Annotated in this window: 12 protein-coding genes, 2 rRNA genes and 1 CRISPR repeat array; of the genes, 8 read left to right on the top strand and 6 right to left on the bottom strand. The window is 42.5% G+C overall.

Features of this window, described 5'->3' with window-relative positions:
* From AC1DYB_RS29420 to AC1DYB_RS29400, 5 genes are all read left to right on the top strand, one after another.
* Nucleotides 1-233: ribosomal RNA gene (locus AC1DYB_RS29420) — 23S ribosomal RNA — on the top strand; the annotation flags it as partial.
* A 312-nt stretch (nucleotides 234-545) separates the two neighbouring features.
* Nucleotides 546-657, top strand: a 5S ribosomal RNA gene (rrf, locus tag AC1DYB_RS29415).
* 641 nt (nucleotides 658-1,298) lie between these two features.
* On the top strand, nucleotides 1,299-2,363 hold the full coding sequence (locus tag AC1DYB_RS29410) for an AAA family ATPase (protein ID WP_477440371.1): 1,065 nt from the start codon (nucleotides 1,299-1,301) through the stop codon (nucleotides 2,361-2,363).
* A 1,728-nt stretch (nucleotides 2,364-4,091) separates the two neighbouring features.
* On the top strand, nucleotides 4,092-4,736 hold the full coding sequence (locus AC1DYB_RS29405; RefSeq protein WP_477440369.1) for a hypothetical protein: 645 nt from the start codon (nucleotides 4,092-4,094) through the stop codon (nucleotides 4,734-4,736).
* 23 nt (nucleotides 4,737-4,759) lie between these two features.
* Nucleotides 4,760-8,323, top strand: coding sequence for a hypothetical protein (locus tag AC1DYB_RS29400; protein ID WP_477440367.1), 3,564 nt, complete (start codon nucleotides 4,760-4,762; stop codon nucleotides 8,321-8,323).
* A 41-nt stretch (nucleotides 8,324-8,364) separates the two neighbouring features.
* A CRISPR array of direct repeats spans nucleotides 8,365-9,187; the repeat unit is 32 nt; unit sequence GGTGTGGAAGACCTCAATTTGTAGGGTAGTTA.
* 703 nt (nucleotides 9,188-9,890) lie between these two features.
* On the opposite strand, the gene AC1DYB_RS29395 is transcribed toward AC1DYB_RS29400, so the two are convergent.
* Together AC1DYB_RS29395 and AC1DYB_RS29390 are read right to left on the bottom strand one after the other, a co-directional pair.
* Nucleotides 9,891-10,463: a cupin domain-containing protein gene (locus AC1DYB_RS29395; RefSeq protein ID WP_477440365.1), complete on the bottom strand. Its 573-nt coding sequence runs from the start codon at nucleotides 10,461-10,463 to the stop codon at nucleotides 9,891-9,893.
* A gap of 507 nt (nucleotides 10,464-10,970) precedes the next feature.
* Nucleotides 10,971-12,818, bottom strand: coding sequence for a DNA topoisomerase 3 (locus tag AC1DYB_RS29390; protein ID WP_477440363.1), 1,848 nt, complete (start codon nucleotides 12,816-12,818; stop codon nucleotides 10,971-10,973).
* Between the two features lie 577 nt (nucleotides 12,819-13,395).
* Here AC1DYB_RS29390 and AC1DYB_RS29385 point away from each other — a divergent pair.
* From AC1DYB_RS29385 to AC1DYB_RS29375, 3 genes are all read left to right on the top strand, one after another.
* Complete coding sequence (locus AC1DYB_RS29385) at nucleotides 13,396-14,280, top strand: universal stress protein (protein WP_477440361.1); 885 nt, start codon at nucleotides 13,396-13,398, stop codon at nucleotides 14,278-14,280.
* Nucleotides 14,281-14,334: 54 nt separating this feature from the next.
* A complete protein-coding gene (locus AC1DYB_RS29380; protein ID WP_477440359.1) occupies nucleotides 14,335-15,342 on the top strand; it encodes a zinc-dependent alcohol dehydrogenase family protein in 1,008 nt (335 codons plus the stop codon).
* A gap of 98 nt (nucleotides 15,343-15,440) precedes the next feature.
* Complete coding sequence (locus AC1DYB_RS29375) at nucleotides 15,441-15,821, top strand: hypothetical protein (protein ID WP_295715454.1); 381 nt, start codon at nucleotides 15,441-15,443, stop codon at nucleotides 15,819-15,821.
* 195 nt (nucleotides 15,822-16,016) lie between these two features.
* Here AC1DYB_RS29375 and AC1DYB_RS29370 read toward each other — a convergent pair whose 3' ends face one another.
* The 4 genes from AC1DYB_RS29370 to AC1DYB_RS29355 form a co-directional block, all read right to left on the bottom strand.
* On the bottom strand, nucleotides 16,017-16,880 hold the full coding sequence (locus AC1DYB_RS29370) for a universal stress protein (protein ID WP_477440356.1): 864 nt from the start codon (nucleotides 16,878-16,880) through the stop codon (nucleotides 16,017-16,019).
* 566 nt (nucleotides 16,881-17,446) lie between these two features.
* The gene (locus tag AC1DYB_RS29365) at nucleotides 17,447-20,905 is read right to left on the bottom strand and encodes a GH92 family glycosyl hydrolase (RefSeq protein ID WP_477440354.1); all 3,459 of its coding nucleotides are present in this window, start codon (nucleotides 20,903-20,905) and stop codon (nucleotides 17,447-17,449) included.
* Between the two features lie 181 nt (nucleotides 20,906-21,086).
* Nucleotides 21,087-22,214, bottom strand: coding sequence for an acyltransferase family protein (locus tag AC1DYB_RS29360; protein ID WP_477440352.1), 1,128 nt, complete (start codon nucleotides 22,212-22,214; stop codon nucleotides 21,087-21,089).
* 10 nt (nucleotides 22,215-22,224) lie between these two features.
* Nucleotides 22,225-25,179 carry a beta-galactosidase gene (locus AC1DYB_RS29355; RefSeq protein ID WP_477440350.1) on the bottom strand — a complete coding sequence of 985 codons (2,955 nt, stop codon included), beginning with the start codon at nucleotides 25,177-25,179 and terminating at the stop codon, nucleotides 22,225-22,227.
* Nucleotides 25,180-25,258: the final 79 nt, after the last annotated feature.

The following is a 25,258-nucleotide window of genomic DNA, read 5'->3' as shown; positions in this document are numbered from 1 at the left end:
TAGTACGAGAGGACCGGGTTGGACTAACCTCTGGTGAATCTGTTATGGCGCCAGCTGTATTGCAGAGTAGCTACGTTGGGAATAGATAAGCGCTGAAAGCATCTAAGTGCGAAACTAGCCACAAGATGAGACTTCCATTGAGGGTCGTAGGAGACTACTACGTTGATAGGTCATAGGTATAAAGGTGGTGACATCATAGCCGAGTGATACTAATTGCCCGAAGCTTTCTCATAGCAGGTAATAATGGTGAGTGGTGAAATAAGTTGAATGGAGAGTGGTTGTAAAACCATTCACTTAATCAACCCAATCAACCACTCACTCAACACACTAATACTGTTGTTTTCTTTGATCAAGAACTTCTTTCAATAATATGTCATTGTTTGGTGGTTCATTAGTTCATTGGTCGATTAGTTCATTAGTAACATGATTGATCAGGACGAAGAATGAAGCACAAACAAATAAAAAATACCGGTTACAAAGGAATATAGCCATCATGCTCATACCAATGAACAAATGAACTAATAAACCAATGAACCAAAAGAAATTCAGGTGCCTATATCGGCGGTGTCTACCTCTTCCCATTCCGAACAGAGAAGTCAAGCCCGCCAGAGCCGATGGTACTGCGGTAAAACGTGGGAGAGTAGGTCGGTGCCCAATCTTAAAAGCCCCAAAAGGCTGAATCGTGAAACCCTTCATCTATCTGATGAGGGGTTTTTGCGTTTGGGATAAATCCCCGCCTATCCAAAACAGGTGTTCGCTTTTAGCGGAGCATCCACATTAACCGGTACTTTCAAAAAATCAACAAGTTGAAGTCCAATACTTTAACTGTTCGCTATATTCCTACCTCAAAACAAGGCCTACTGTAAATCAATAACTTAACTTTTTCACTAACCCTAGCCCGAACACCCCCGAACACCCGCATGCTGTTTACCCGAACGCCCTGGGAAAGTCAGCAAATGGCTCGATTATTAAATATCTCAATATTGTGCAATAAATGATCGAAAACGGGGAGTTTATGGAATATTCCTATTGAATAATGCGCGGAAAAGAGAAGGTTTTCGGCAATGTCTTTTTGGCTATCCTTTCCAGTCTCTTTAACCGCTATCTGAAATGCTTGCCATGCTCCCAAACTCCTTATTTAGGGTACTGACAAAGCTATGTCACCATTTTTGTAAACGATGGGTTGTAAATTTGTATGGTTCAGGTTGCCGAACGGGGAATTAACAGAATCACATATCCCCCAACCCCCGCAACCCGAACCCTGAACCCCGCAACCCGCCACCCGAACCCCGCAACCAATGAATACCTACAACATCGACATCTCCTATAAAAATCAGCCGCAAAAAACCCAAACCCGCACTACCGACCAGGTGGATTTTGACCATGTGGAGCCTGATCTGTACGAAGCCAATAGCTTGTTCCACATTTACCGGGCCAACCAGTGGATGGCTATGGAGCGCGAATGTGCCACGCCGCAAATGCTGTTTGGCAGGTTTTGGCTCGAGGGCGAGCTGTGCATCCTGTTTGCCGATACCAATATGGGTAAAAGCATCCTGGCCGTGCAACTGGGTAACAGCATTGCCGCGGGCAAGGCTATCCAGGGGTTCCAGCTGAATGCAAAGCCGGCTACCGTGCTGTATATCGACTTCGAGCTGGCCGGTAAACAATTTGAACAGCGGTATACCGACGAGCGGGGCACCTTTAAATTTAACGACAATTTTTTGCGGGGCGAATACAACCAGCTCTACAAGCACTATAGCGAAATCAATAAATTTAACGATGAGGTAATTGCCGATCTTACCCGCGGCATCAAGGCCACCGGCGCCACGGTGCTCATTATTGATAATATTACCTGTATGCGCAAGGGAACCGAACGCGCCAACGAGGCCCTGCCGCTCATGAAGCAGCTCAAGTACCTTAAAACCCGCCATGGCCTCAGTATCCTGGTGCTGGCGCATACACCCAAGCGTAACCCTGCTCTGCCGCTTAGCCGCAACGATTTGCAGGGTAGTAAAATGCTCATCAACTTTTGCGATAGCGCCTTTGCCATTGGCGAAAGTCATGCCATGCCCGGCTACCGCTACCTCAAACAGATTAAACAACGCAGTACCGAAGAAACCTACGGGGCCGAAAATGTTTGCCTCTGTTGCCTGGAACGCCGCAACAGCTTTTTACAATTCATATTCCAGGGTAATTGCCACGAGCTCGACCACCTGCTCAGCAATACCCAGCAACTGCGCGACCGCCATGCAGGGCAGGTTGCCGAACTCCATGCCCAGGGCCTCAGTCAGCGCCAGATAGCTGCCAAACTCAAACTCGGCCTGGCCACGGTGAACAAGATGGTAAATTGGGCGAAAGGTTAGATGTGCAGATGTGCAGATTTCAGATTTCAGATGTGCAGATTTGGGATTTTTGATTTTTTGATTTTCCCTTTTGTCATCCTGAACGATAGTGAAGGATCTATTGTTCGCCATGCTTCTTCGCCCTGTATGGTCTGCTAATAGCTCCTTCGTTCTTCAGAAGCTGTGTAAAAATAAATAAATAGATCGTCATTGCGAGGTACGAAGCAATCCCCGCCTTACAGAGTAGCTTTACAAATCCGATCTGCACAGTTTGGGATTATTAATGTTGTGTTTTGATTTTATAGGTATTAATGAGCTCCCTGCGGTCAGTTGTCTTCGTGCCTCGCAATGACGGGTGGTTAAGTGCTGCATTAGAAGTATAAAAACATTAATGAATCAAATTTAGACAGCCTCTCAGGATGACAAACTTTTTTTAACGTGAATTTGCCCTTCAGCGCCCGGCCTGTCAACCCTGAACTTGTCGAAGGGTCGCGCGCAGAAGCCTTTGCCCACGTGCTTCGACGGGCTTAAGCGCGGCAGCCCTTTTTTTAAGAAGCCTGATGATCAAGATCTGCACCCATCATAACCCCCGATCGGGGCGGAGGAAGGGCTTGCTGAGCCGAAAGTACATCAACGGGCAGATGATTCCGGATTAATTTGATTTCAAAATTTGGCGTTTAAATAGTCCTTATTCCCTAAATCCTTTAGCTAAAGCTCCTTTGTCCTAACTCTTATTGCTCAAACTCCGTCATTCCAAAATTCCCTGCTCCGGCAAGGGCCTAAGTCCCCAACCAAATAATCCCTTACCCCCAAATCCCCCTGTCTTGATTCTTGACTCTAACCTCTTGATTCTTCCCCATGGCGTTTCCCCGTTGGTAGAAACGGGGCCGGGCTTTACATTCATACGCCTGCAGGCATTACGCTCGTGGCCGGTACCCATTTCAATCCCTAACGCGAACGCGGGTAAATAAACAGGCTTTTAGTAGATAACAAAGTTTTTGAATATGGGTTGCTGGCGCACGCGTGTCGCGTGTGTCCTGTTCGTTAACCCAGGTCCTAAACTATAAAACGATGGAAAAATGTTGCAGACCTATCAGCGGGGCACACGCGATACGCGTGCGCCAGCGGAGGAAATAAATAGGGCTAATGCTCTACAAACTACATCGTGATCTGCATGCGGACACACAGGCCTGGAGGCCTGCGGTAGCGGGAAGTGCTTGCGGTAGCGAGAGAAGTACCCGCGGTAGCGAGGGTTCTCTCGAGTGTAAACCCATGTGGCAGCCGGAGAATAATGGCATAAGATCGTTAAAACCACTTGTACCAAAAATTAAAACGATATGTACCAAAAAGATGGGGCCTGTAATTTATAAAAGTTATCAATAAATCAAATGAGGGTACTTTTTATACTAAAGTTATTTGTGGTTTTGCCCCTCCAATTGCCCCCGCTACTCGCGAGATATTCAAGGAAATAAGATTCCCTATTTTTGTAATGTATTTATTATCAGATGTTTTGTTTTTAAATGCCTTTAAATGGTTTTCGTTAAATCGCCTAATTTCAACAAGTTGGTACAAGTGGTTTTAATTTTAAGTTTCAAATTAGCTATAATTGAGATTAAAAAAATGTACAAGTGGTTTTTTCCTTCTTAACAGCGGAGAAGTATGCGATTTTTTATGGTAAATAATCATCGAACAAGTAATTATAAATAATACTTTGTTGCATCGCTTTAAAATACTTATCTAAATTTATAGATGAATAAATTCACGCTTAAAAATTACCCTCCAATTTTGTTAATAGCACTTGTATGTATTATTGCCGCTTTGAGCTTCGGCTTACAAATGGTTTGGAAAAATCATATAGAGCATAAGCAAGCAGGACTATTGGCTCAAATGGTAACTATTTTAACGAGCTACGGAACAGTTATTTCCATATTAACTTTCATCAACAAGTCGATTAAATGGAAATGGATATTTAGAGTAATTGGCGTATATAAAGTAAGCGGGAAATACGTTGGAAAAATAATTTCATCCTATCGCATAGGCGATGATACCAACAAAGAGTTTATCCAACGATATTGTAAAATTACCATTTATCAAAACTTAAATGGATTGTTAATCGAAGGAGATTATTTTTCCGATAACAAATATAAAAATATTTCTTCATCATTTAAAAGTTTTCATGAAGAAATCGAGAAACTGGAAAATGGAAGCTTTCAAATTACCTATTTCTATTCCAACAAAGGCAATCAATTACATCAGGATAATTTAAAGTATCTTCTGAATAATCATGAGGGTATTAGTGTTCTTACTTTTAATCCATCTAACCATAATATACAAGGTTATTATTTTAACCATGAACGTTCAAGTCATGGAACCTTATCTTTACAACCAGAATAATTTTTAACCTAAAATTTATCATTATGAGACCCCAAAATAAAGGTTATGCAAGACCTGCTCCGAAAGAATATGATTTTTTTACCGGAGGTGAAACCAAAACGGCTGATTTTACAATTTACTACAATATAGCATTTGATAACGTCGACCGTGTTGTGAAACAGCTGCAAGGTAAAACGACTTCACAAAAGAACTCATTCCTGGCTGAATATCTCTGGAAAGCACATTTGCAAAATAAAAACAGTAATGGTTATGAAATAACCCCGTTAGATAAGAGGATAATCCCCGAACTTATAAAAAAGGTTGAGGAAATTCGCAATTTTCATTCGCATACATGGCATGATAATGTAGTGCTAAAATTTGGCAACGACATTAAAATATTCGTTGAAAAAAAATATAATGAAGCTAAAGCTGCTTTGTATGCGGAGTTTCCGGGCGCTTTGATGGATTATGAGTATTTAGAGCAAAATACATATAAGGGAAAATTTAATCTGTTCAAAAGTGTAAATGGGGAACATTTTATTACACTTGAAGGAAGGATCTTTTTCTTAAGCTTTTTCCTTACTACAGGTCAGATGAGCCAGTTTTTGCAGCAAAGAACGGGCTACAAGCGGGCAGATATGCCGCAATTCAAAATAAAGCGGCTACTATATACTTTTTATTGCCACCGGGATGGAGCAGCAATAACAGACTTTAATCATACCGACCGCCTTATTGATACACTGGATGCCGATGTCAGAGATAATGTATTTAAGGCTCGTACTGCGTTTAAACTTATCTCCTATTTATTTGACTATCCTGAATATTGGGGAAGTAAGGATGCTATGCCTTTGTTTGATGCTGATGGAAACGTAATTAAGGATGTAATACAGCTTAAAGATTATATAAAATTAAAAGGTGTTTTGCCTGGCCTTGTACTTGAACTTATAGAAAGAAAGCCAAAACAATTTTTAGATGAAACTGCGGATAATGAAGATATTGTAAAGGCACAGGAAGACAAACACCGTATCGGAACCCTTGCATTCTCTTACGTTGATTTACCGGGCTATTTCTTTAATATAAATTTTGAGGCACTTCATCGCTTGGTCTTGTTGCAAAGCTTGTTTAAAGGAAATGAAAGTGAATCTCCTTTGAGCGTATTGAAAAATGAATTAAAAAAACAATCAGATAATAGGGAAGTGCTTTATAATATTTTATCCAAACCTGTTGACGAAAGAACTGAAACCGAAAGTGATTATTTATTAGATAAAGAAAACCAGTACTTAAGGGGAGGGCGTAAACTTACAGAATTAGGAATTGCTTTTTTTGAGGCAATGGGAAAGGAAAAGAATGAAAAGGGTAAAGACACTTTAATATTAGCCAATATAATACGGCCCATATATAAAAACTGGATACCTGTATGGGATAAAAAAGGGAATGAGGTAAATGAAACCGAGCCTGAACCGATTCAAATATTCCAGCAAGACTTTGTATTAGGTACAAGGCAGAAATTTCGTGCAGGTAACCGCTTTGTTTTTTATACTGCAAAATTCCTGATGGATTTTGCCGGCGACGATTGGTATTGGGGTATGGAAAAATTTGAATTGGTTAAATCTTCTCCAAATGCTGCGACCGAAAGTTTAATAAAAAATAAAACTTATTTTAAAGCTTCTGAAATTCCTTTAAACGGCGATTACCGGCTTACACTGGAAAATGACCACATATATTTAGCATTGCTAAAAAATCCTGATGCAGAAGCCAATCACGAAAAGTATTATCAGTTTGCGATCGGCCCCAACGCTATGCGTTATATTGCCGCCTTTATTCAAAAAAATGAGCATAATTATAAAGATAAGCTCAAACAATTTTTAACAACCCTAAGCAATGATTTAAATAAATTGCAAAATATTACCACCTGGAATGAAAGTGATGGCTATGAATTATTGGAGAGCGTATTTGTTTCAAGCTATCTTAAGCAAGAACCACGTGAAATAGACGTTCTAAGGCAAAAATTGTATAGCCGAGTATCTCATATTAAGGAACAATGGAATGATGCATTAATTAACCGGCAATATCTTAGCCGTTCAACTAAAAATAGGTTAATAATGGATGCCTACAGGTTATTTGATTGGGCTTCTCCGGTCAGAACAGATGGTAAGTTTTTTAGGGCAAACGAATACAATCAAATGAGCATATGCCACTATAGCCTACATTTAAAAGAACCTGTTAAAGGTAAACCAGGGAAATTTGATTATTTGTTTCGCACGCTTTTTAAACTGGAAAAAAGACAACCTCCTATTCCAGAAGAAATAAGAATTATATTGGATAAAGCAACAAGCCTCGACCATTTAATGGAACTCGTTTTTGACGACCGAGAGTTTTTTTTAAATAACAAACTAAGCGTTCCGTCACACCTTTTAAAAAAAGAATTACCCGGTTTATGCCGCATGTTAGGTTTGTCGATACCTGCATCTTTATTAAAAGGAAATGAACAAACAGAACTAAAAGAGAAGCATACCATAACACTAAAAGTACAGCCTTTTATGATCCACCCTATGTTGGTGTTAAAATACTTTTTTCCTGATGTTAATAAAGCAGGCAAAGTAATGTCGACAGCAAAAAATAGGATTGGGGAAACAATAAAGGTAAGGCCCAAAATAACAATCTTTTTGGATTTAAGGAAAAATGCCCAGTTAAACAAGGTGCTTCATCCCGAATTTTATAAACTTCAAATTGCAGAGAATCTTTACCCCGATATATGTCAAAAACGACAACAGGAAAAGTTAAGCGGGATATTAAATACAACTTTTACAGAAGATATTTTGCTTTGGTGGATGGCCCAGCGTTATTTGGCAAATAATGACTTTACAAAGGTTATGGGTGAAATGGTTAAAAAGGAAAAAGATATAACCCTTGAAAATCTCAACAGCTTAAAAATTATATTGCCGCTTCATAAAAGTGAGATTAACGACCCCATTGAGAATATCTTATATACATCCGTATTGATGCACCAATTAGATGATTTGATGTTTATGACAGAGAAAAGCAGGTTACGGAAAGCAGCTGTTCATTTTATAAAAAGATGCACAACTGAAAGGGAACTTTGGCGGGCGGAACTCGAAAAACTTTCTATCAATCAATTTGAAGGGAATGGTTTACCGTATGGAAATAAAGACCAACCAATTCCATTCCAGCTATTACGGGATGAATTAGAGTTGATTAGACGGAACGGACAAAAAGTAGCAGAGTATATTTTCAATTTTGAAAAAAGTATTTTGCAAAAAGTACTTAATGAGAGGTACGATAGTGATAAAGACAAATTCCACAGTTGGTTAAAGGCTTCATTTAAAAATGAGAGCGATCAAAAAATGCACTATAATTTTGAATCTATTTTAAAGCTTGACACCAAGTTTATAAATAGTAATAATGAAATTTTGAGTGAATACAGGAATATTGCTTTTCATAATGATGTGCCAATTGGTAAAGACGGAAGTTTTGCATGGCTAACAAAAGATGGAACAACAATAAGAAATCTGCTGTCAATAACAGAAGATATTAATATAAAAAAAGATAGATCATCATATATAGTTGATATTGCTTCTAATGGATAAATCTTATTGATACGGCGTACTTGTTATTGCGCTGCGTGTATGGTGTGGAAGACTTCAATTTGTAGGGCAGTTACACCAATAATCTCATCGGCATCATGATGCATTTGGGTGTGGAAGACCTCAATTTGTAGGGTAGTTACACCTACTAACTGGTTTTTTGATAAGTTCAAATGGGTGTGGAAGACCTCAATTTGTAGGGTAGTTACACCTTCAGGATCACCGGGCAATGTGTGCCTACAGGTGTGGAAGCCCTCAATTTGTAGGGTAGTTACACCATTTCCACCTCTTCCCCGGCATAAGTAACGGGTGTGGAAGACCTCAATTTGTAGGGTAGTTACACCGATTCTTCTTTCACCTTAACGATGTTTGTGGTGTGAAAGGCCTCAATTTGTAGGGTAGTTATACCTCGGTGTTTGTTTGTGGGGTTATAGGTTTAGGGTGTGGAAGACCTCAGTTTGTGGGGTAGTTACACCTCATTTCTCCACCTCCTTTAATGCTGTTAGGTGTGGAAGACCTCAATTTGTAGGGTAGTTACAGCTAGGTAGGTGCAGGTAGGAACATGTAGAACGGTGTGGAAGACCTCAATTTGTAGGGTAGTTAAACCATTATTATTTCACTATTGCAGGTATCAACAGGTGTGGAAGACCTCAATTTGTAGGGTAGTTACACCTGATATGGTTACAACCACTGTTAAGAAGTCGGTGTGGAAGACCTCAATTTGTAGGGTAGTTAAACCAAAGATCATCTGTGTATGTGGATAGGATGGGGTGTGGAAGACCTCAATTTGTGGGGTAGTTACACCTATACACTCTAAGGCTTACGAGGGCCCAACGGTGTGGACGGCCTCAATTTGTAGGGTAGTTACGCCTTGGCTATATGGGTCGATACGCAAACATTTGTTCTCTCAAAGTCTCCTTGAAAAGGGACCCTGAGGCCGCTTGCCAAGTATGTACCCTACGTATTTGATCTGCATGGTGCCTGAGGGTCCTCCGTTGGAGAGACCCTCAGGGGACGAAAACCTTCCCTTAGCCCCCCAGCTAGCAAACAATCCCACTGCAGCGGGCCTCCAGGCCTGTGTGCCCGCATTCAAATCACGGTGTTGTTGTAAAGCCTTAAGCCTACTGTTACCCGTAAGTTCGCGTTAGTGATGGAAGTGGATACCGGCCCGCGCTTAATGCCTTGTGTGCGTATGAACGTACAGCACGGCCCGCAGGGAACGCCATTGTTAATTCAAAATTCAAAAAAGGGGTGTTTACCCCAAAAATAGCTTGTCATGCTGAGTTTTAAAATCCGCGGCCTCTGAAGGTGGAAATGACAAAGCGATTTAAACCCAATGTCATGTTGTCCGTTGGCTAACGGATCAGCACCCCAATGCTAAGTGTACTTCATGCGGTCCACCTGTCCTGTAGGATCCTGATCCGTTAGCCAACGGACAGGACAACTTCAGTTTTATAACTTGTCATAGGTAGAAACGAAGCATCTGCCCGCGTGCTCTACCCGGCGAAGAGGTATGACGTGCAGATCCTTCGCTATGCTCAGGATTGACAAATTGGGCGAGAAGACTCGCTTACTCCAATTTTAAAGGAGGGCCTACCAGCTGCATTTCATGATCGGCGAAAATTTTTTCAAGTTCGGCGTGCGATGGGTCGTGGTTTAATGCCTGCATGGTTAAAAAAAACTCTTCCAATTTACCCGCCGGCTGAAAAATAACGGTCATTTTTCCTTTTTCGCTTACCTGCGTCCATGCGTGGGGCACGGCCCTGGGCAAAAAGATACTGTCGCCGGCGCTTAGATGAAATGTATCATCGCCTGCTTTAAAAAAATAAGATCCCTGTAAAACGTAAAAAATTTCGTCCTGCTTTGGGTGAACGTGCAGGGGAGTACCCCGCCCTTGCGATAAACTGGTTTGTTCGAAAATAGCCAGGTCGCCATCGGTATCTTTCCCCGATATTTTTACGTCCATTATATTTTCATTTAGCCCTTTTAGTTTAATATGCCCATGGATCCTGCCTTCGCCGGCCTGTATTTTAAAGCCGTTATTGGCACGGTACTGCACGTATTTTTTGATGCCATTGGCAAAAGGTGTTAAGGGGAGAGCCGCAAAGGTTAAAATGGAGGTGATAAATTTATTGCGTTTCATAAGCTAAGATTTATTGGTTTACGGGAGTGGGCCAGGTGGCGCAAGTGTATTGATATAAAGGTAGTTATAAATTGAAATAAAAATTGCAAAATAAGTGGCTACGACTCACCCCGGCTACGCTTCGCTGGCCGACCCTCTCTTCACCTGCGGTGGAAAGAGGGTTTGGGAAGTTTTTTCCACCCTGAGGGGACGAAAAGTTCTGTCCCCTCAGGGTCTCCTTGAAAAGGGACCCTGAGGCTGCTTGCAAAGTATACACCATGCATATTTGATCCGCATGGTGCCTCAGGGTCCTCCGTTGGAGAGACCCTGAGGGGACGAAATAAAGCTTTTGTCATCCTGAACGATAGTGAAGGATCTATTCTCCGCTATACTTCTTCGACCTGTACAGTCTGCGAATAGATCCTTCGTTCCTCAGGATGACAAACTTTTCAAACGTCATTATCCTTTCAGTGTCTTCCGGATAGTAAAACTCAGGATGACAAACTTTTTAAAATGTCATTTCACCTTTTATTTCGCCACTGCCGCAACCGGCTGCGCTATTTTCAGCGACTTGCCTTCGCGTAATAATTCCTGGGTGATGGCGCGGGTATAGGTTTTAATCTCTTCCTGGAAATCGGCTACCGAAGCGCCGGTACGGATCTCTTCCAGTCGCTTTTCCCAGGTACCGGTGAGTTCGGCCTGCGCTATCTGCTGGTTTTTTACTACCTGGTATACCGAGAGCCCGGTTTCGGTAGGTACGAGGTTCTTTTTTTCGCGAGAGATATAGTTGCGCTTCAGCAGGGTTTCGATGATGGATGCACGGGTGGCGGGGGTGCCCAGTCCGCTTTCTTTCATGGCGTAGCGCAGTTCTTCGTCGTCAATCTCTTTGCCCGCGGTTTCCAGCGCTTTCAGTAAGCTGGCTTCGTTGTACAGAGGCTTGGGTTTAGTTTGCTTCTCTAATAGTGCCTTATCGGTAATGGGCAGGTTTTCGCCTTGCTGCACTTTGGGCAGGGTGGGGTTTTCTTCCTCTTTCTTTTCCTCGTCGGTATCGTTAAATACGGCGCGCCAGCCCGGGGTTTGGATCACTGTTCCGCTGGCCATAAAGGTGGAACCGGATTCGACGGTGATTTTGGTGATCTCTTTGATACAGTCCTGGTGAAAGGCTTCCAGCATGCGGCCGGCAACCATGTCATAAACGGCTTGTTTATCGGGCGTTAACTGGTATGGGGTTTCGCCGGTGGGCAGTACGGCATGGTGATCGGTCACCTTTTTGGCGTTCACACTGCGCTTGTTTAGCTTGGCTGTTGATAATACCGTGGCCTGTTTGCCAAACTCGGGATGCTCTTTCAGCTTCTCAATTAAATTGGGTACGCCGGCAAATACATCATCGCCTATATACCTGCTGCCGGTACGAGGGTAGGTTACCAGCTTGCTCTCGTACAGGTTTTGCAGTATGGTAAGCGTTTGATCGGCGGTGAAGCCTTTGCGTTTATTGGCTTCCTGTTGCAGGCTGCTCAAATCATGCAGCAGCGGTGGAGGTTCTTTACGGGGCTTGGCCTCTACATTTGCGATATGGCCGCCATTGGTAAAGCCGCTGTTTACATCCTGCACCAGGTCGACAATGGCCTGGGCTTCCTCTTTGGTTTTAAAGCTTTGTACAGAAATAGCTTTAAATACCTGTCCGTCTTTATCGGGCTGGATGCTTACCTGGTAATAAAGTTGAGGTACGAAGTTTTTATTTTCGAGATAGCGCGAGCAGATCATGGCCAGGGTGGGGGTTTGCACCCTGCCCAGCGACAACACCGCCCGGTTACCCGACGACAAGCTAAGCGCCTGCGTAGCGTTCATCCCCACCAACCAATCCGACTGTGAACGGCAATGGGCCGAATTGAACAGGGTATCATAATCGGTACCGGGCTTTAAATTACGAAACCCTTCTTTAATCGCTTCGTCTGTCTGCGACGAGATCCATAGCCTTTTAAAGGGCTTTTTGCATTTAAGGTAGTAGTATATATAGCGGAAGATGAGTTCACCTTCGCGCCCGGCATCCGTTGCTACGATGATTTCGGTAGCTTCATCAAACAAGCCTTTTATAATGTCCAGTTGTTTTTTAACCGATGGGTCGTCGACCATTCCGGCCTTTGTTTTTACCTTGCGGATGGAGAGCTTAAACTTGGGCGGCAGCATGGGCAGGTTTTGAACGTTCCAGCCGTAATAGCCATATTCCTGCGGGGCGGCTAACTGCAGCAGGTGCCCAAAAGCCCAGGTAAATGTGTACCCTTTGCCTTCCATATAGCCATCTTTTTTGGTGGTGGCACCAAATACTTTGGCAATTTCGCGCGCAACGGATGGTTTTTCGGCTATAATGACTTTCATAAAGTTCTTGTATTAAGTAAAATAGCCTTCAGCAGCATCATTCATTTACCCTGGCCGAATGTATTGAAATACTGATGGCTGTGCAACGGGTGTTGATAAAATGGGTGGGGAGGGGGATTATTTGGGTGCTAAATTTACTTTGCCATAATGAAAGGGCATTGTCCCGCTCATGGCCGCGGGAGGGCCTAGTCCTTTTTGTCTTGAAACAAAAAGGACCAAAAAATTCAAGTCAGCAGAAATGCTTCTTTGCCGCACAAGGCCTCTGCCCTGCAAAACGGGCAAAACCTGGGCTGGAATTATTTTGCCCTTGCCCGCCTGTCTCCTACATGCAAAAACTTCCTATGCCCTGCAGCCGCACAACCCTACATTGTTTTACCCGTTTTCGCCCGAAGCTGTTCTGCTGACGAAAAAACCGCCAAAGCTCTGTTGCTGATATTTTTGAAATTTTGAGAACAATAGGAGTACGCGTTGGTATAATTTTTGCCCTATAACATAGTTCTTTATGATAAGCGTCATTTATTTTGCGGCTTATAATTGCAAACTTTGTTTACCCTAACCTTCAAAGAATATTGCAGTCATGAAAACCATTATAGTACCCACCGATTTTACTGCACAGGCCGATAATGCCGCCCGTTATGCCATCGGTATAGCCAGGGAAATGAAAAGAGATGTTAAGTTGTGTCATGCTTTATTTGTGCCGATAGAATTACCCATGGCCGATCCCGGTTTATGGCCTTTGGAGGATTATGCTTTTTTGAAAGACGCCGCCGCAAAACAACTGGAAAGCTTAGCCGTGGAATTGGAAGATACTATTGATGATGTGGCGAAAGGTCCTGCATCAACCCATAAACCGGCCATTAGCTTTGATAATGAGATAGGGCCGGTAACCGATGTTGTAGTGAATTTTATGGACGATCCAAACTCATCATTGGTGGTTATGGGAATCTCCGGGACGGGCGGGTTCGGTCGTTTAATTATGGGAAGCAAAAGCAAGGATCTGGTTGATAAGGCAGATTTTCCTGTGTTGCTGATTCCGGGTTGCGCGGTTTTTAAAGGTATTAAAACAATTATTTTTGCAACAGATTTGAGCGATGGCGATATAGCTATAATTAAGTCGATTGCCGGCATGGCCAAAGTTTTTAAGGCGGAGATTCGTGTTTATCATATCACCGGCGAAAAGTATGAAAGGAATGTGAAACGCAACCAGGCAGATACCTTTATGGAAAAATTGACCGGGGAAGAGCATTATTCAAATATATCCTATCACCACTTCAGGGGCATGAATATTAATGATGGCCTCGAGTGGCTTTGCGAACATGGGCAAATTGATTTATTGGCCATGGTGCACCGGCCGCATAGTTTGTTGTACAGGGTTTTAACCGGCTGCCACACCCATCACATGGCCCGGCACATCAAGATCCCATTATTGGTTTTTCCGCCCGATTATAATATGTCATTATAAAAACAGCTTTAAGCGGTTAATTGTATTTTAATTAAGCGTATAAATTTATTCAATTTGGAAATACCTACCTTAATGGAGGCCATGGTTTTTGAGAAGGCCGGGCAGCCACTTGTACTCAGGCAGCTACCGGTTCCGCAGTCGGCTAATGACCAGGTATTGCTTAAAGTTATTGCCTGTGGCATATGCCGCACCGATCTTCATATTCTGGATGGAGAGCTTAGTCAGCCCAAATTTCCCTTGATTCCTGGCCATGAGATTATCGGTCGGATTGTTAAAATGGGAGATGGGGTAACAGAGCTGAAAGTAAACGAGGTGGTGGGTGTTCCATGGCTGGGCTACACCTGTGGCCATTGCAAGTTTTGTAAACAGGGAAAAGAAAACCTGTGCGATAATGCATTATTCACCGGCTATACCATTGATGGCGGGTATGCCGAATACACTGTAGCGGACGCCCGTTTTTGTTTTCGATTGGATGAGGCGTATGCTAAATACTCATCAGCGCCTTTACTTTGCGCTGGGCTTATTGGTTTCAGATCGTACCAAATGATAGATCCCGCCGTAATTAACCTGGGTATTTACGGCTTCGGCGCGGCGGCGCATATCCTTATTCAAATTGCGATTGCACAGGGGAAAAAAGTATTCGCCTTTACCCGCGATGGTGATGAACAAGCCCAGCGCTTTGCTAATAGCCTGGGGGCCGGGTGGGCGGGTAACAGCTCAGAAGTGCCGCCAGAGCGATTGGATGCCGCTATCATTTTTGCACCTGTGGGCGAACTGGTGCCAATTGCATTAAAAAATATTGATAAAGCAGGGCAGGTAATTTGCGGCGGCATACATATGAGCGATATTCCCGCCTTTTCATATGATCTTTTATGGGGCGAAAGAATGATTAAATCTGTTGCCAACCTTACCCGGCAGGATGGATTGGATTTCTTTAACATCCTTAAATCGGTATCGGTACATACACAAACGGAGATATTCCAATTATCAGAGGCAAATGAGGCAATTAACAGGTTAAGAACCGGTAAGATTAATGGAGCAGCGGTATTGGTGATGAAGTAGGGTGGCAGATTGTATTTTCGTTCAAAAAAAAATAAGATTGCAGCTGCTGTTAATCAGTAAGTTATTTTTTATATAACCAAATTCAGGTATCTTGTATTATGAAACAGATCAGTACAAAACATTTAAAATTTGCGCATAATGCGTGGATGAGAGGGCTCGGTTTTTACGAGCTGGAACTAAATTTTTTGCGTGAACGACTGGAAGAAGTCGCCGGCGGCAATACCGGCCGGGAGGTTGGCGAAAATGTTGAACATTTTCAGAACCAGCTGATTATCCACCGTGATTACCTGGATGGGCTAAAACACAGGATCCGTGGAAATCAGGGGGTATTGGAAAATGAAATCAGTGCCTCACCGGAATTTATTGACGACAGGGAACTCACCGTTTATAATCAGCTTTCTGATGATTATGTAACGGAGGAAAAAATGATCAACGAATTGCGGCATGAGTTTAACCATTTTGCCGCCAAGTGGTTATAATTCGCGGGCGGTAATGCCTTCCGTAAATACCTGCCAAAATAGGACTGCAGCCAATTAAAGTACAGCCCTGTTTTATGCTATATAATAATTTAAGGGGCATTAATAGGCCGCCCCAACAGTTATCTGCATTATAACACTTCTATTAATTAAGCCTGCGGGTTGATAACTGACGCCCGGGGTGTTTAAGGACATTTATTAATCTCTCATCATGGAGGGAATAATCATAACCGGTACCTGTTGTCGCTTTAACAGTTCATTGGCATTTGTGCTTTTAAATATTCGGTTCAAAAGGCTAAACCTGTCGTGTATCAGCACAAGCAGGTCGGTTTTGTTTTCTTTGCAAAGGCGGTTAAGGCGGTTAATCAATTCTTCGCCAACGATGGTTCTATAAGTGATACCCGGATACCCAAATCGGGCGACCTGGCTAATAAAGGTTGTTTTCTTCTCCATGTTCTGCTCGTTATTGTGTTCCCAGAGGGATACGTACACAATTTCGATTTGAAAATGAAAGATGCGGCCCAATTGAACAAGGTAATGCACTGCATCCAGATCGGTGTCGTTAAAATCGCAGGCAAAGGTTACTTTTTTAAATTGTCCCAGGTTGGTGCCTCCGGGGATGATGATAACGGGGCGGCTGGCACGATTGAGCACAACACTGGTATCATTGCCAATCAGCAAATGTTCCATCGTACTGCCCGCCCGGGCGCCCATGATAATAAATTCGATATCCTTTTTGTTCTTAAAAAACTCTAACTGATACCTTAGGCTCCCTTCCTCGTACCGGCAATCAATACTGGGGTGATGATGATCTGCAGGGAGTGTTTTAATAAGCTCTTCTAAATCTTCTTTCAGGAAATTTAGTTTTTTATGGCTTTCATTTTCCCATAACATCTCATCAACGGCACATGGTATGCTTCCAAATCCGGCCAGAACAGGCCGGCTGATGAATGTGTTTAACAGTATGATGTTTGAATATAGCTGAGCACAAAACGAAACGGCAACTGTTGCTGCATGATTGGCATTTTCGGTAAAATTGGTTAGCACAAGTATCTTTCTCAAGGTGATTTTTTTAAAGAAATATCATTAACTAATAGTTATATTTCTGGCTGTGAAGTAAATATGTCCAATTAATACCCGTGCGAAGGCTATAATCATCATACTAAATAATGGATCTGAACGTATTTTTGAGCAGACGGCGGGGGACGCGAAAGAAGTATATTTTTAGAAAAGGATTTTAAAAGAGAATTACAAGGCAGGTTTTGGCATTTTTCCCCAAATATTCTAATATTATATGCTACCGAAATTTGTTTATAGTATTTTTATAAATAGAATGTATTTAATTAAAGGTTAAAGTGGGCAATTTGTTTTGTTATAATTGCAATTATTATTTATTATTTAATTGGGATAGCCATATTCCATGATTTTTGTAATTCGTAAAGGCTGCTGGCTGGGCCGGTTGCTGCTAATAACGGGGGGATCTTGCCGTTTTTAAACAACAAAAAGGGTCTTCAAGATTATCCCTGGTTTGCTATCATCACGTTTTACATTTCCCGAATAATGCAGGTTGTATTATTCGGGAAATGTTCCTGGTGGCTAAAGGCATAGTATATATGATTTGTTCCTGGCTATTTAAAACTACCACGCTCGCTGTTGACAATCGTGCTAATTTCTTCGGGAGTTAATGCTTCTTTAAATACTTTTACCTTATCCATGTACCCATGAAATATTCTTTCGGCGGGGAATTCTTCATTCCTGCCCAGTGTCCACTTGTTACCGTTGGATAGGTCGGCATCATTTTCCACTATCGTTTTACCTGCCAATGCACCGTCAATGTATAAGTAAAGTGTTTTGCCGGTGCATACACCTGCTATATGGTGCCAGTTGTTTTTCCAGTTTGCGGGCAGGTTAACTGTGCAATCTCCGCGTCCCCAGCCGCCGGCAAAAAAGGTGAGGGTTTTATGGTCAGTTACCTGCAAAACGTGGCTATCACCCTTGGTTATCATATCAACCAGTCCGTCTTCATTTCCGGTTGGGTAAATCCATCCCATCATCGCGATGGTTTCGCCCATATTATCCAGACTTGCCGAATTGGGAACTTCAACAAAAATATTTTCCTCAAAGCCTAATTTTGCAGCTTTCTTATCTTCAAGAAAATTATTTGTAAGCATAATATGTCCATTATTATGGTATCCCGAATTATCTGTTACCAGCTTATCTGAATTATAGCCAATAGCGGAAAGGTCAAGCAGAAGCGATTCTTTATGATCATCGTATACTTTATAGTCTACCCCTGCATCATCAACCCTGATGTGCTTGAATCCTTTTACAGTGCAGGGCAAAGTGTGTGCAATACTTTTTCTTTCGCCTGCTGCAAGCATTATGGTATCGGTAAAAAGCAAGGAGTCATTCATCATCACCGGGATATTAAAAGTTCGGTTTAAACCATCAATATTTTGAATGATATAGGTAACCTGTTGCACCTGGTTAAGCTTAACCATTGGCTTTGCAGCCAAATCTGTAATTTTAAACGGATGGGCAGATGGCGTTGCCGGTAGTTTTACATTAACCGTTACCGGTGCCATGCCTTGCAATTGAAGTTCGGTTTTACCTTCGGGATAAAGCCGGCATATGAGAGAATCATTTTTAACGCCTCCGGAAACCACAATGCAGTTTTTGTAGCCATAAGGCTTTCCGTTTACAAACAGTTTAACAATTTTTACACCGGTGCTGCCACTGTTGGCGATAGAAAAATGTATGGTAACCGGCTCGTTTGGCTCAACACTATTTTTTGAAACTGTATAATTCAGGATCTTAAAATCCGGGTTTTGTTTCGTTTCTGATAACACGGCCTGATCCTTATTCGTCGGCCACTTGCTTTCCCGGCTACCCATAGCAAACGTCATGGAACCGCCCTTTGTTAATATTGAATGTGGTAGTGTTAACTGCTGCCAGGCGTTTCCGTTTACACTTAACGATTGGACGTAATTATTATTTAAGGCTGTATTGGTACTGTTAATGGTGAAATTTTTGCTGTTTGAAAGGTGCAGCGTTACCGATTGAAATAAAGGTGCGCCTATGGCGTAAAAGGGCCTGCCGGGGCAGGTGGGGTAAATACCCATTGCGCTAAAAATATACCAGCTGGATGTTGAACCAAGATCATCATTGCCGGGTAAACCACCTGGGTTGACACTGTAACGGTTAAGCATGATCTGCCGTACCCATCTTTGTGTTAATGCAGGTTTACCAGCCTCGTTAAACAGGTAAGGCAAATGAAATACGGTTTCGTTATCAAAGGGGATTACATTGTTAGTCAGCGCCGAATCAAGCCTGCTGGCAAATTGTTCATTGCCACCGGTAAGGTTGATCAAGTCTTTCGCGTTATGTGGAACAAAGTAGGAGTATACCCATTTGTCTCCCTCTTTATAGCCCGACATCCCCGGCTGCAACTTAAACTCATGGTTGTTACGGGGCAATAGCAACAATTCATCATTGTTCAGGAGGTTCCTGTAATTGTAACTCCGGTTTAATAAAAGCTGGTAGTCTTTATCGTTGTGGATGATGGTTTTGGCAAACTGCGATAAGGCCCAATCATCATAAGCGTATTCAACCGTGCGGGTTACCGATTCTGACCGGGTAAATGGAATGTACCCATTTTGCTGATAGATCTCCATATCCGGCTGTATAAATGGCGGCTCAACAATACTCTTTTTCATGGCTGTATAAGCCATCTGTTTATCAAAACCAGTAATGCCTTTCAGGTAAGTATCTACAATAATAGGGATAGCATGGTTACCGGTCATCGATTCAGTGGGCAGGTGGCCGGTTTGCTTATAAATATCCAGCATAGATAAAACAACATCTTTTTGTTTATCCGGGTAAAGCAGGGTAAGCAGGGGGTGCAGGGAACGAAAGGTATCCCAGGGAGAGAAAGCACCATATTGATCGGCCCCTGTTTTTTGGTGGATTTTACCATCGTAACCTTTATAACGGCCATCCACATCATCAATAACCCATGGTATTAAAAGTGAATGATAAAGTGCGGTATAAAAAACAGTCTTATTTTGCTCATTACTATCCGCTACATCAACAACAGCCAGTTTTTTGAGCCATTTATCCCTCGTTTGTTGGCGTACCTGGTTAAATGTTAAAGCTCCTATTTCTTTATCGATGTTGTTTTGAGCGCCTGCATAGCTGACCGAGGATGTGCTTAATCTAACCTCAATAACTTTATTATGCTTTGCTGTTGATGCAAAAGTGAATAGACAGCCGCCTTCAACCTGCTTTTTTGACGTATAGTTTTCGGAAAAGTTGATGACGGTATTACTGTTTGTAGCATGCAATATTTTTGAGGAGATTATGCTGATCTCGCCGGCATCGGCTATGAATATCTGCGGGATATTATCTGCCGTAAAGGTGAATTTAAAAATACCTGTCCTCGCCGTGGTTGTGGCTTCGGCTATGGTGCCGTCGTTATCAAACACTACTTTATAATAGCCCGGGGTTGCTGTTTCATTGGCATGCGAAAACGTCCTGCTGTATTTACCGGCCTCAAATGGGGTACCGTTGCCAACCGGCATAACATAAAACCGGCCCGCAGAGCCTTCGGGAAAACCACTCATGTGCCTAAAACAGCTGAAGTAGTAAATGCTGCTATCGTTATAGTTATATCCCTTTGCAACCCTTGTTTCTGGGCTTAACTGTACGTCCCCCGATGGCGCAACCGCTCCCGGATACGTGCCGCCTTCACTTCCCCATTTGGTAAAAACATCGCTTTTTGCAGTACCAATAAATGGGTTTACATAAGGCAGGTGATCTGCCTGTTGGGCAGAAACATCATAGTTTAACAGTATCGTTAAAGTAGCGGTTAAAACAAAAACAGGTTTGAAGAGCCGTTTGGAAATGAATGAACAGATCGTTATTGATAGTGGAGAAGTCTGGTAGACCCCAAAAGGGAAATGACCTTTTGAAAGGTTTGTCATCCTGAACGTAGTGAAGGATCTATTGTCCGCCTTGCTTCTTCGCCCTGTAAAGTCTGCAAATAGATCCTTCACTACGTTCAGGATGACAGGGCTTTTTTTATACAAGTACATTAATAACATACCCGTCATTGCGAGGAACGAAGCAATCCCCTCCCTACAGAGTAACTTTGCAAATCCGGTCTGTACCGTTTGGGATTGCTTCGTGCCTCGCAATGACGGCGGAATAGGTATTTTACCAGCTTGTAACATTCTCAAAAAATAAGATTTCAACTCTTTCAGCCCTCCACTATATTTTAATATAAATTTTTCTTTTATCGAGGATATAAGCCACAAGCCAGCAAAGCATCATATAACAAATGGCAAATACCAGTGTACCCAAAGCCCCGGGGAATAAACGCTGGTAAAATACTTGGTTTATCCAATCGTAAAAGCTTAATTGGGGGCGTACCCATATAGTTTGCAATACGGTGAGCAATAACTCCGATAGCAGGTAGATGGCCAGTGAGTTACGACCAAGAATAAGGAAGAAATTGGTGCCGCGCTTTAGCTTTTCAATCTCGATGACAAATATGAGCAGGCCTAAAATGGCCAGGTCGATACCTATGGTCAGTAAGGTAAAAGTGCTTGTCCATAATTTTTTGGCTATCGGGAAAAACTGGCCCAGGAATAAAGCGGCAACTATCAGCAAGCCGCCGTACAAGAACAGCTTAGCCACTGTTTCATAGTTTTTTCCTTTACGTTGGATAAACGCGCCTGCTAAAAAGCCGCCAATTACATTCACTATGCCCGTTAATGTGCTTAATAAACCTTCGGGATCAAAGGCAATGGGGCCTCCTTTATCGTGGTATAAATGATCGTTGCCCAATAATACAATATCAAGCTTTGTACCGGCATTGCCCAGCATCGTGAACTCCTTACCGGCTTCGCCAAACAGGACTAAAAATGCCCAGTAGCCAACTAAAAGTAATACTGAGATAATTACAGCTGTTTTTTGAGAACAATAATGAACTATCAAAGCGCCGAAAAAATAACACAGGGCAATGCGTTGTAATACGCCCATAATACGGGTATGACTTAATGAGTTAAAGGCCCAGCCATCATTTACACGATGGAAGAACGGGAACCAATACATGAGGTAACCGAGTAAAAATATAATAACCGTTCTTTTAAAGATCTTACTTATAAAAGCCGCATCACTCTCAAACTTCTTTTTAGAGAAGCTGAGCGCGTTACCAACAGCGAATAAGAAAGATGGAAAAACAAGATCGGTTGGAGTAAAACCTATCCATGGGGCATGGTCAAGCGGTGTCCATACGTTTGCGCCCGAACCGGGTGCATTCACAATGATCATGAAGCAGATGGTCATTCCGCGGAAGATATCGAGCGCTGTAAATCTTTCAGTAGTTAAAGCCATTTTTTATTTATTAATTAAGATCAGCACTTATTTGAGTTATTGTACGCCCAGCTTCCGGCTCGGCTATGATTAATGTTTGGGTTGGGCGTTTACCATCTTCATCATAGATCACCAATTGGTTTAAGCCCTTGTTGAGCCAGCATTCAGGGATGTATAAACTGGATACCGCTATTTTTTCGGGATAGCGGCCAATGTTGTGCCCGTTAACCCATACCGAGCCATGCCCTAAATCTTTAGGCTCAAACCGCCATATGAAAGTTTGTCCCTTTACCTGCGGAACAGTAAATGAGCTGCGGTAAAAGCAAGGGCTGTTTATCTTATTGCCCGATGTTAACGTTTGCCAGCCCTTTACCGCTTGCGGATCACCCGGACCGCCCTTTAACTGCCAGCCGGTTACGGCATCGGCGTTACCAATGGCGTTTATTTTTACCGGCTGATCGATACCACCCTCGTTTGAATAATTTTCAATAAACACGCTAAGTGTAACAGGCCCTTTTAAAATACCGGCATCTGCAATATTAACTTCAAAAGGCTGGTTCCAGCCTTCATGGCTCAATACCTGTTTACCATTGATAAATACTGTTGCATTTTCATCAACACTTTTAAATAACAGGGTTATTTTTGATGTGCCCGCGGGTTGTTGCGGTATAATTGTGGTAAACCACCCGTACCCTTCCTTTAAATTAAAAGCATCAGCTCCTATTTTATATTTTTTATATAGCGTAGTATCAAATGGCGGCGGGCCTTGTTTGGCATCATCACGGTGCGCTGCTTTAACAAAATACCAGTTATTTAATTCACTAATAAACGGACCGCCTTTTTTAATAACGGCGTTGCCAAAAATACCTTTACTATCCACCTCATCAATTGGGCCAAGGTAGGCAGCCAGTTTGTCGCGGCCGTCATGGGCGGTAAAAACGGCAAGGGTATGTTTACCTTTTTTTAAGTTAAGTGAAACTTCGGCGTTGCTCAGTTTCCAATTTGCAGCTGGCTCTCCATCAATAAAAGCCTGGCCGCGGCCGTTGCCATTAACCTGCAGCGTGTATTTCCCGGCAGTAGGAATATTCAGCGATGTTTTGTACCATGCATCAGCAGTGATATCACCATCGGTACCCATGGGTAAGGGGGTTTTTGAGGATAACCACTGGCTGGTGTTATAATTTGCAACAGCAAAACCGGAAGCATTTTTAAACTGCCAATTATTTAAAGTAGTGGCTTGTGTTTGTTGTGTATTGGGGGATGGAGCCTGGTTCAAAACTATAGCTTTTTTATCTGTATAGATCCATACCTGCCCGGGCTTTTCTGCTGATAATGGGCGCTCTATTTCTCCAATAAACTGACCGTTTTTAATATCTGCTTTACCTAAATAAGCAGTACCAGTAACGATGTAGTTTTTATCTGCCATGTTGGTTATCCAGGTTTTATCGGTCCATTGCCTGTTCATGGCTAAAACACGGATCGTTTGAGTGCCGGCTTTAAAAGTATATTCCAAAGGTTTGTTACTGGCAGGCATCGTTTCATTGATAAGCACATTTTCGCCATCTATTTTTACATCAGAATTTTCCGTTGAGGCTTTGTCTTTTGTGTTAAAATACATGTATACAGGCATACCTGCTTCAGCATCAGCAATAATGGTGGTGGTATTATCCTGCTTTACAATGGCAAAGATCCTGGTTAAAGCCCAATTGAGCGTAACCCTATCGTTAACCTTGTAATTATGAACCAGGGGATAAATCTCACCCAGCAAAATGGTCACCTTTCTATCGCCTGAAACTTTAGCATCACCTAAATGCAGCTGCGTGGTAATAGCTTCTTTACCCGAATTATCAAGGAATATAATTTCCCCGGCAGGGCTTTTTCGTGCGGTTACCCTTAATGATGGATCTGTTATTATTTTGCTGTAGGATGCAGAATCATTTACACTGTTTTCCAAAACATTCTGGAAACTGCGGGCAAACCATGCCGCGCGTTTAAAGGTATAATAGATAGGTCGCAGATCACCAGTTTGCCCGATGGCTGCACCATAATCATAGGATGCCGCATCTTCATCATTATTGGTATAGCCAAAGTTCGATCCACCATGAGCCATGTAATAGTTATAGCCATTACCGCCATTGGCAATAATTTTCCAGGTGCGCCTGTCATAAAGCGCTGCATCGCCCGGTTTAGCACCATATTGCGAGTACCATACGCTCCAAAACTCTGTAGAGAACCATGGGTTGGGTCTTGCTGCATCATCCAATTTACCATTACCAGCCGGATCGCTGTCATGATGCAGGCCGCTGAAAAAGTAAGGCACCTGCAAGCCCATACTTAGCGCCTTGGTTTGCAAATGCTTAAAATAGCCATCGGGCATTATGGTACCCCATCCTTTAGGATGCTCGTTCTCCAGCTGAACCAATATGACCGAACCACCTTTGTTTACCTGGTTATTAAATACAATGGGTAAAAGATGATCGAAAAAACGATCAACATATTTTTCAAACAGTGGATTGTCTTCCCTAACCCGCACTCCTTTTTTAAACTTGAGCCAGATAGGGTAGCCGCCATTATCCCATTCCGCGCAATAGTATGGGCCTACGCGTACGATGGAATACATGCCCAGGTCTTTAACCTCTTTTAAAAATAAATTGAGATCACGGTCGCCGGTAAAATCAAATTTGCCTTCCCGGGCTTCGTGAAAATTCCAGATGGTATAGATCTCGATACAATTGAAGCCGGCCCGTTTAATCCGCAGCAATCTATCATGCCAAAGCTGCTGCGGGATCCTTGCATATTCTAACCCTGCCGATGCCAAAAAGGTACGCTTGCCATCTATCAAAAAACCTTTACTATCAAAATCAATATAAGGTTTGGCTGCTGCAGATGGAGAGAAAATATGGTCGTTTGCTGTTTGGCTGTGTACCATTGTACTATGAGCCAATAGCAACGTGGTTATTAAAAATAAGTATATCCTTTTGATCATCTGTTTATGATTCAATGTTTTCGTTATGGTAACGTAAAGTTCGTTTTGCTTTTTCAAATGTAGAGACGCATAATTGCGT

The organism is Mucilaginibacter sp. P2_A4, from assembly GCF_056405015.1.
The sequence above is the reverse complement of the archived record's forward strand: the minus strand, read 5'-3'. Positions and strand labels throughout refer to the sequence as shown.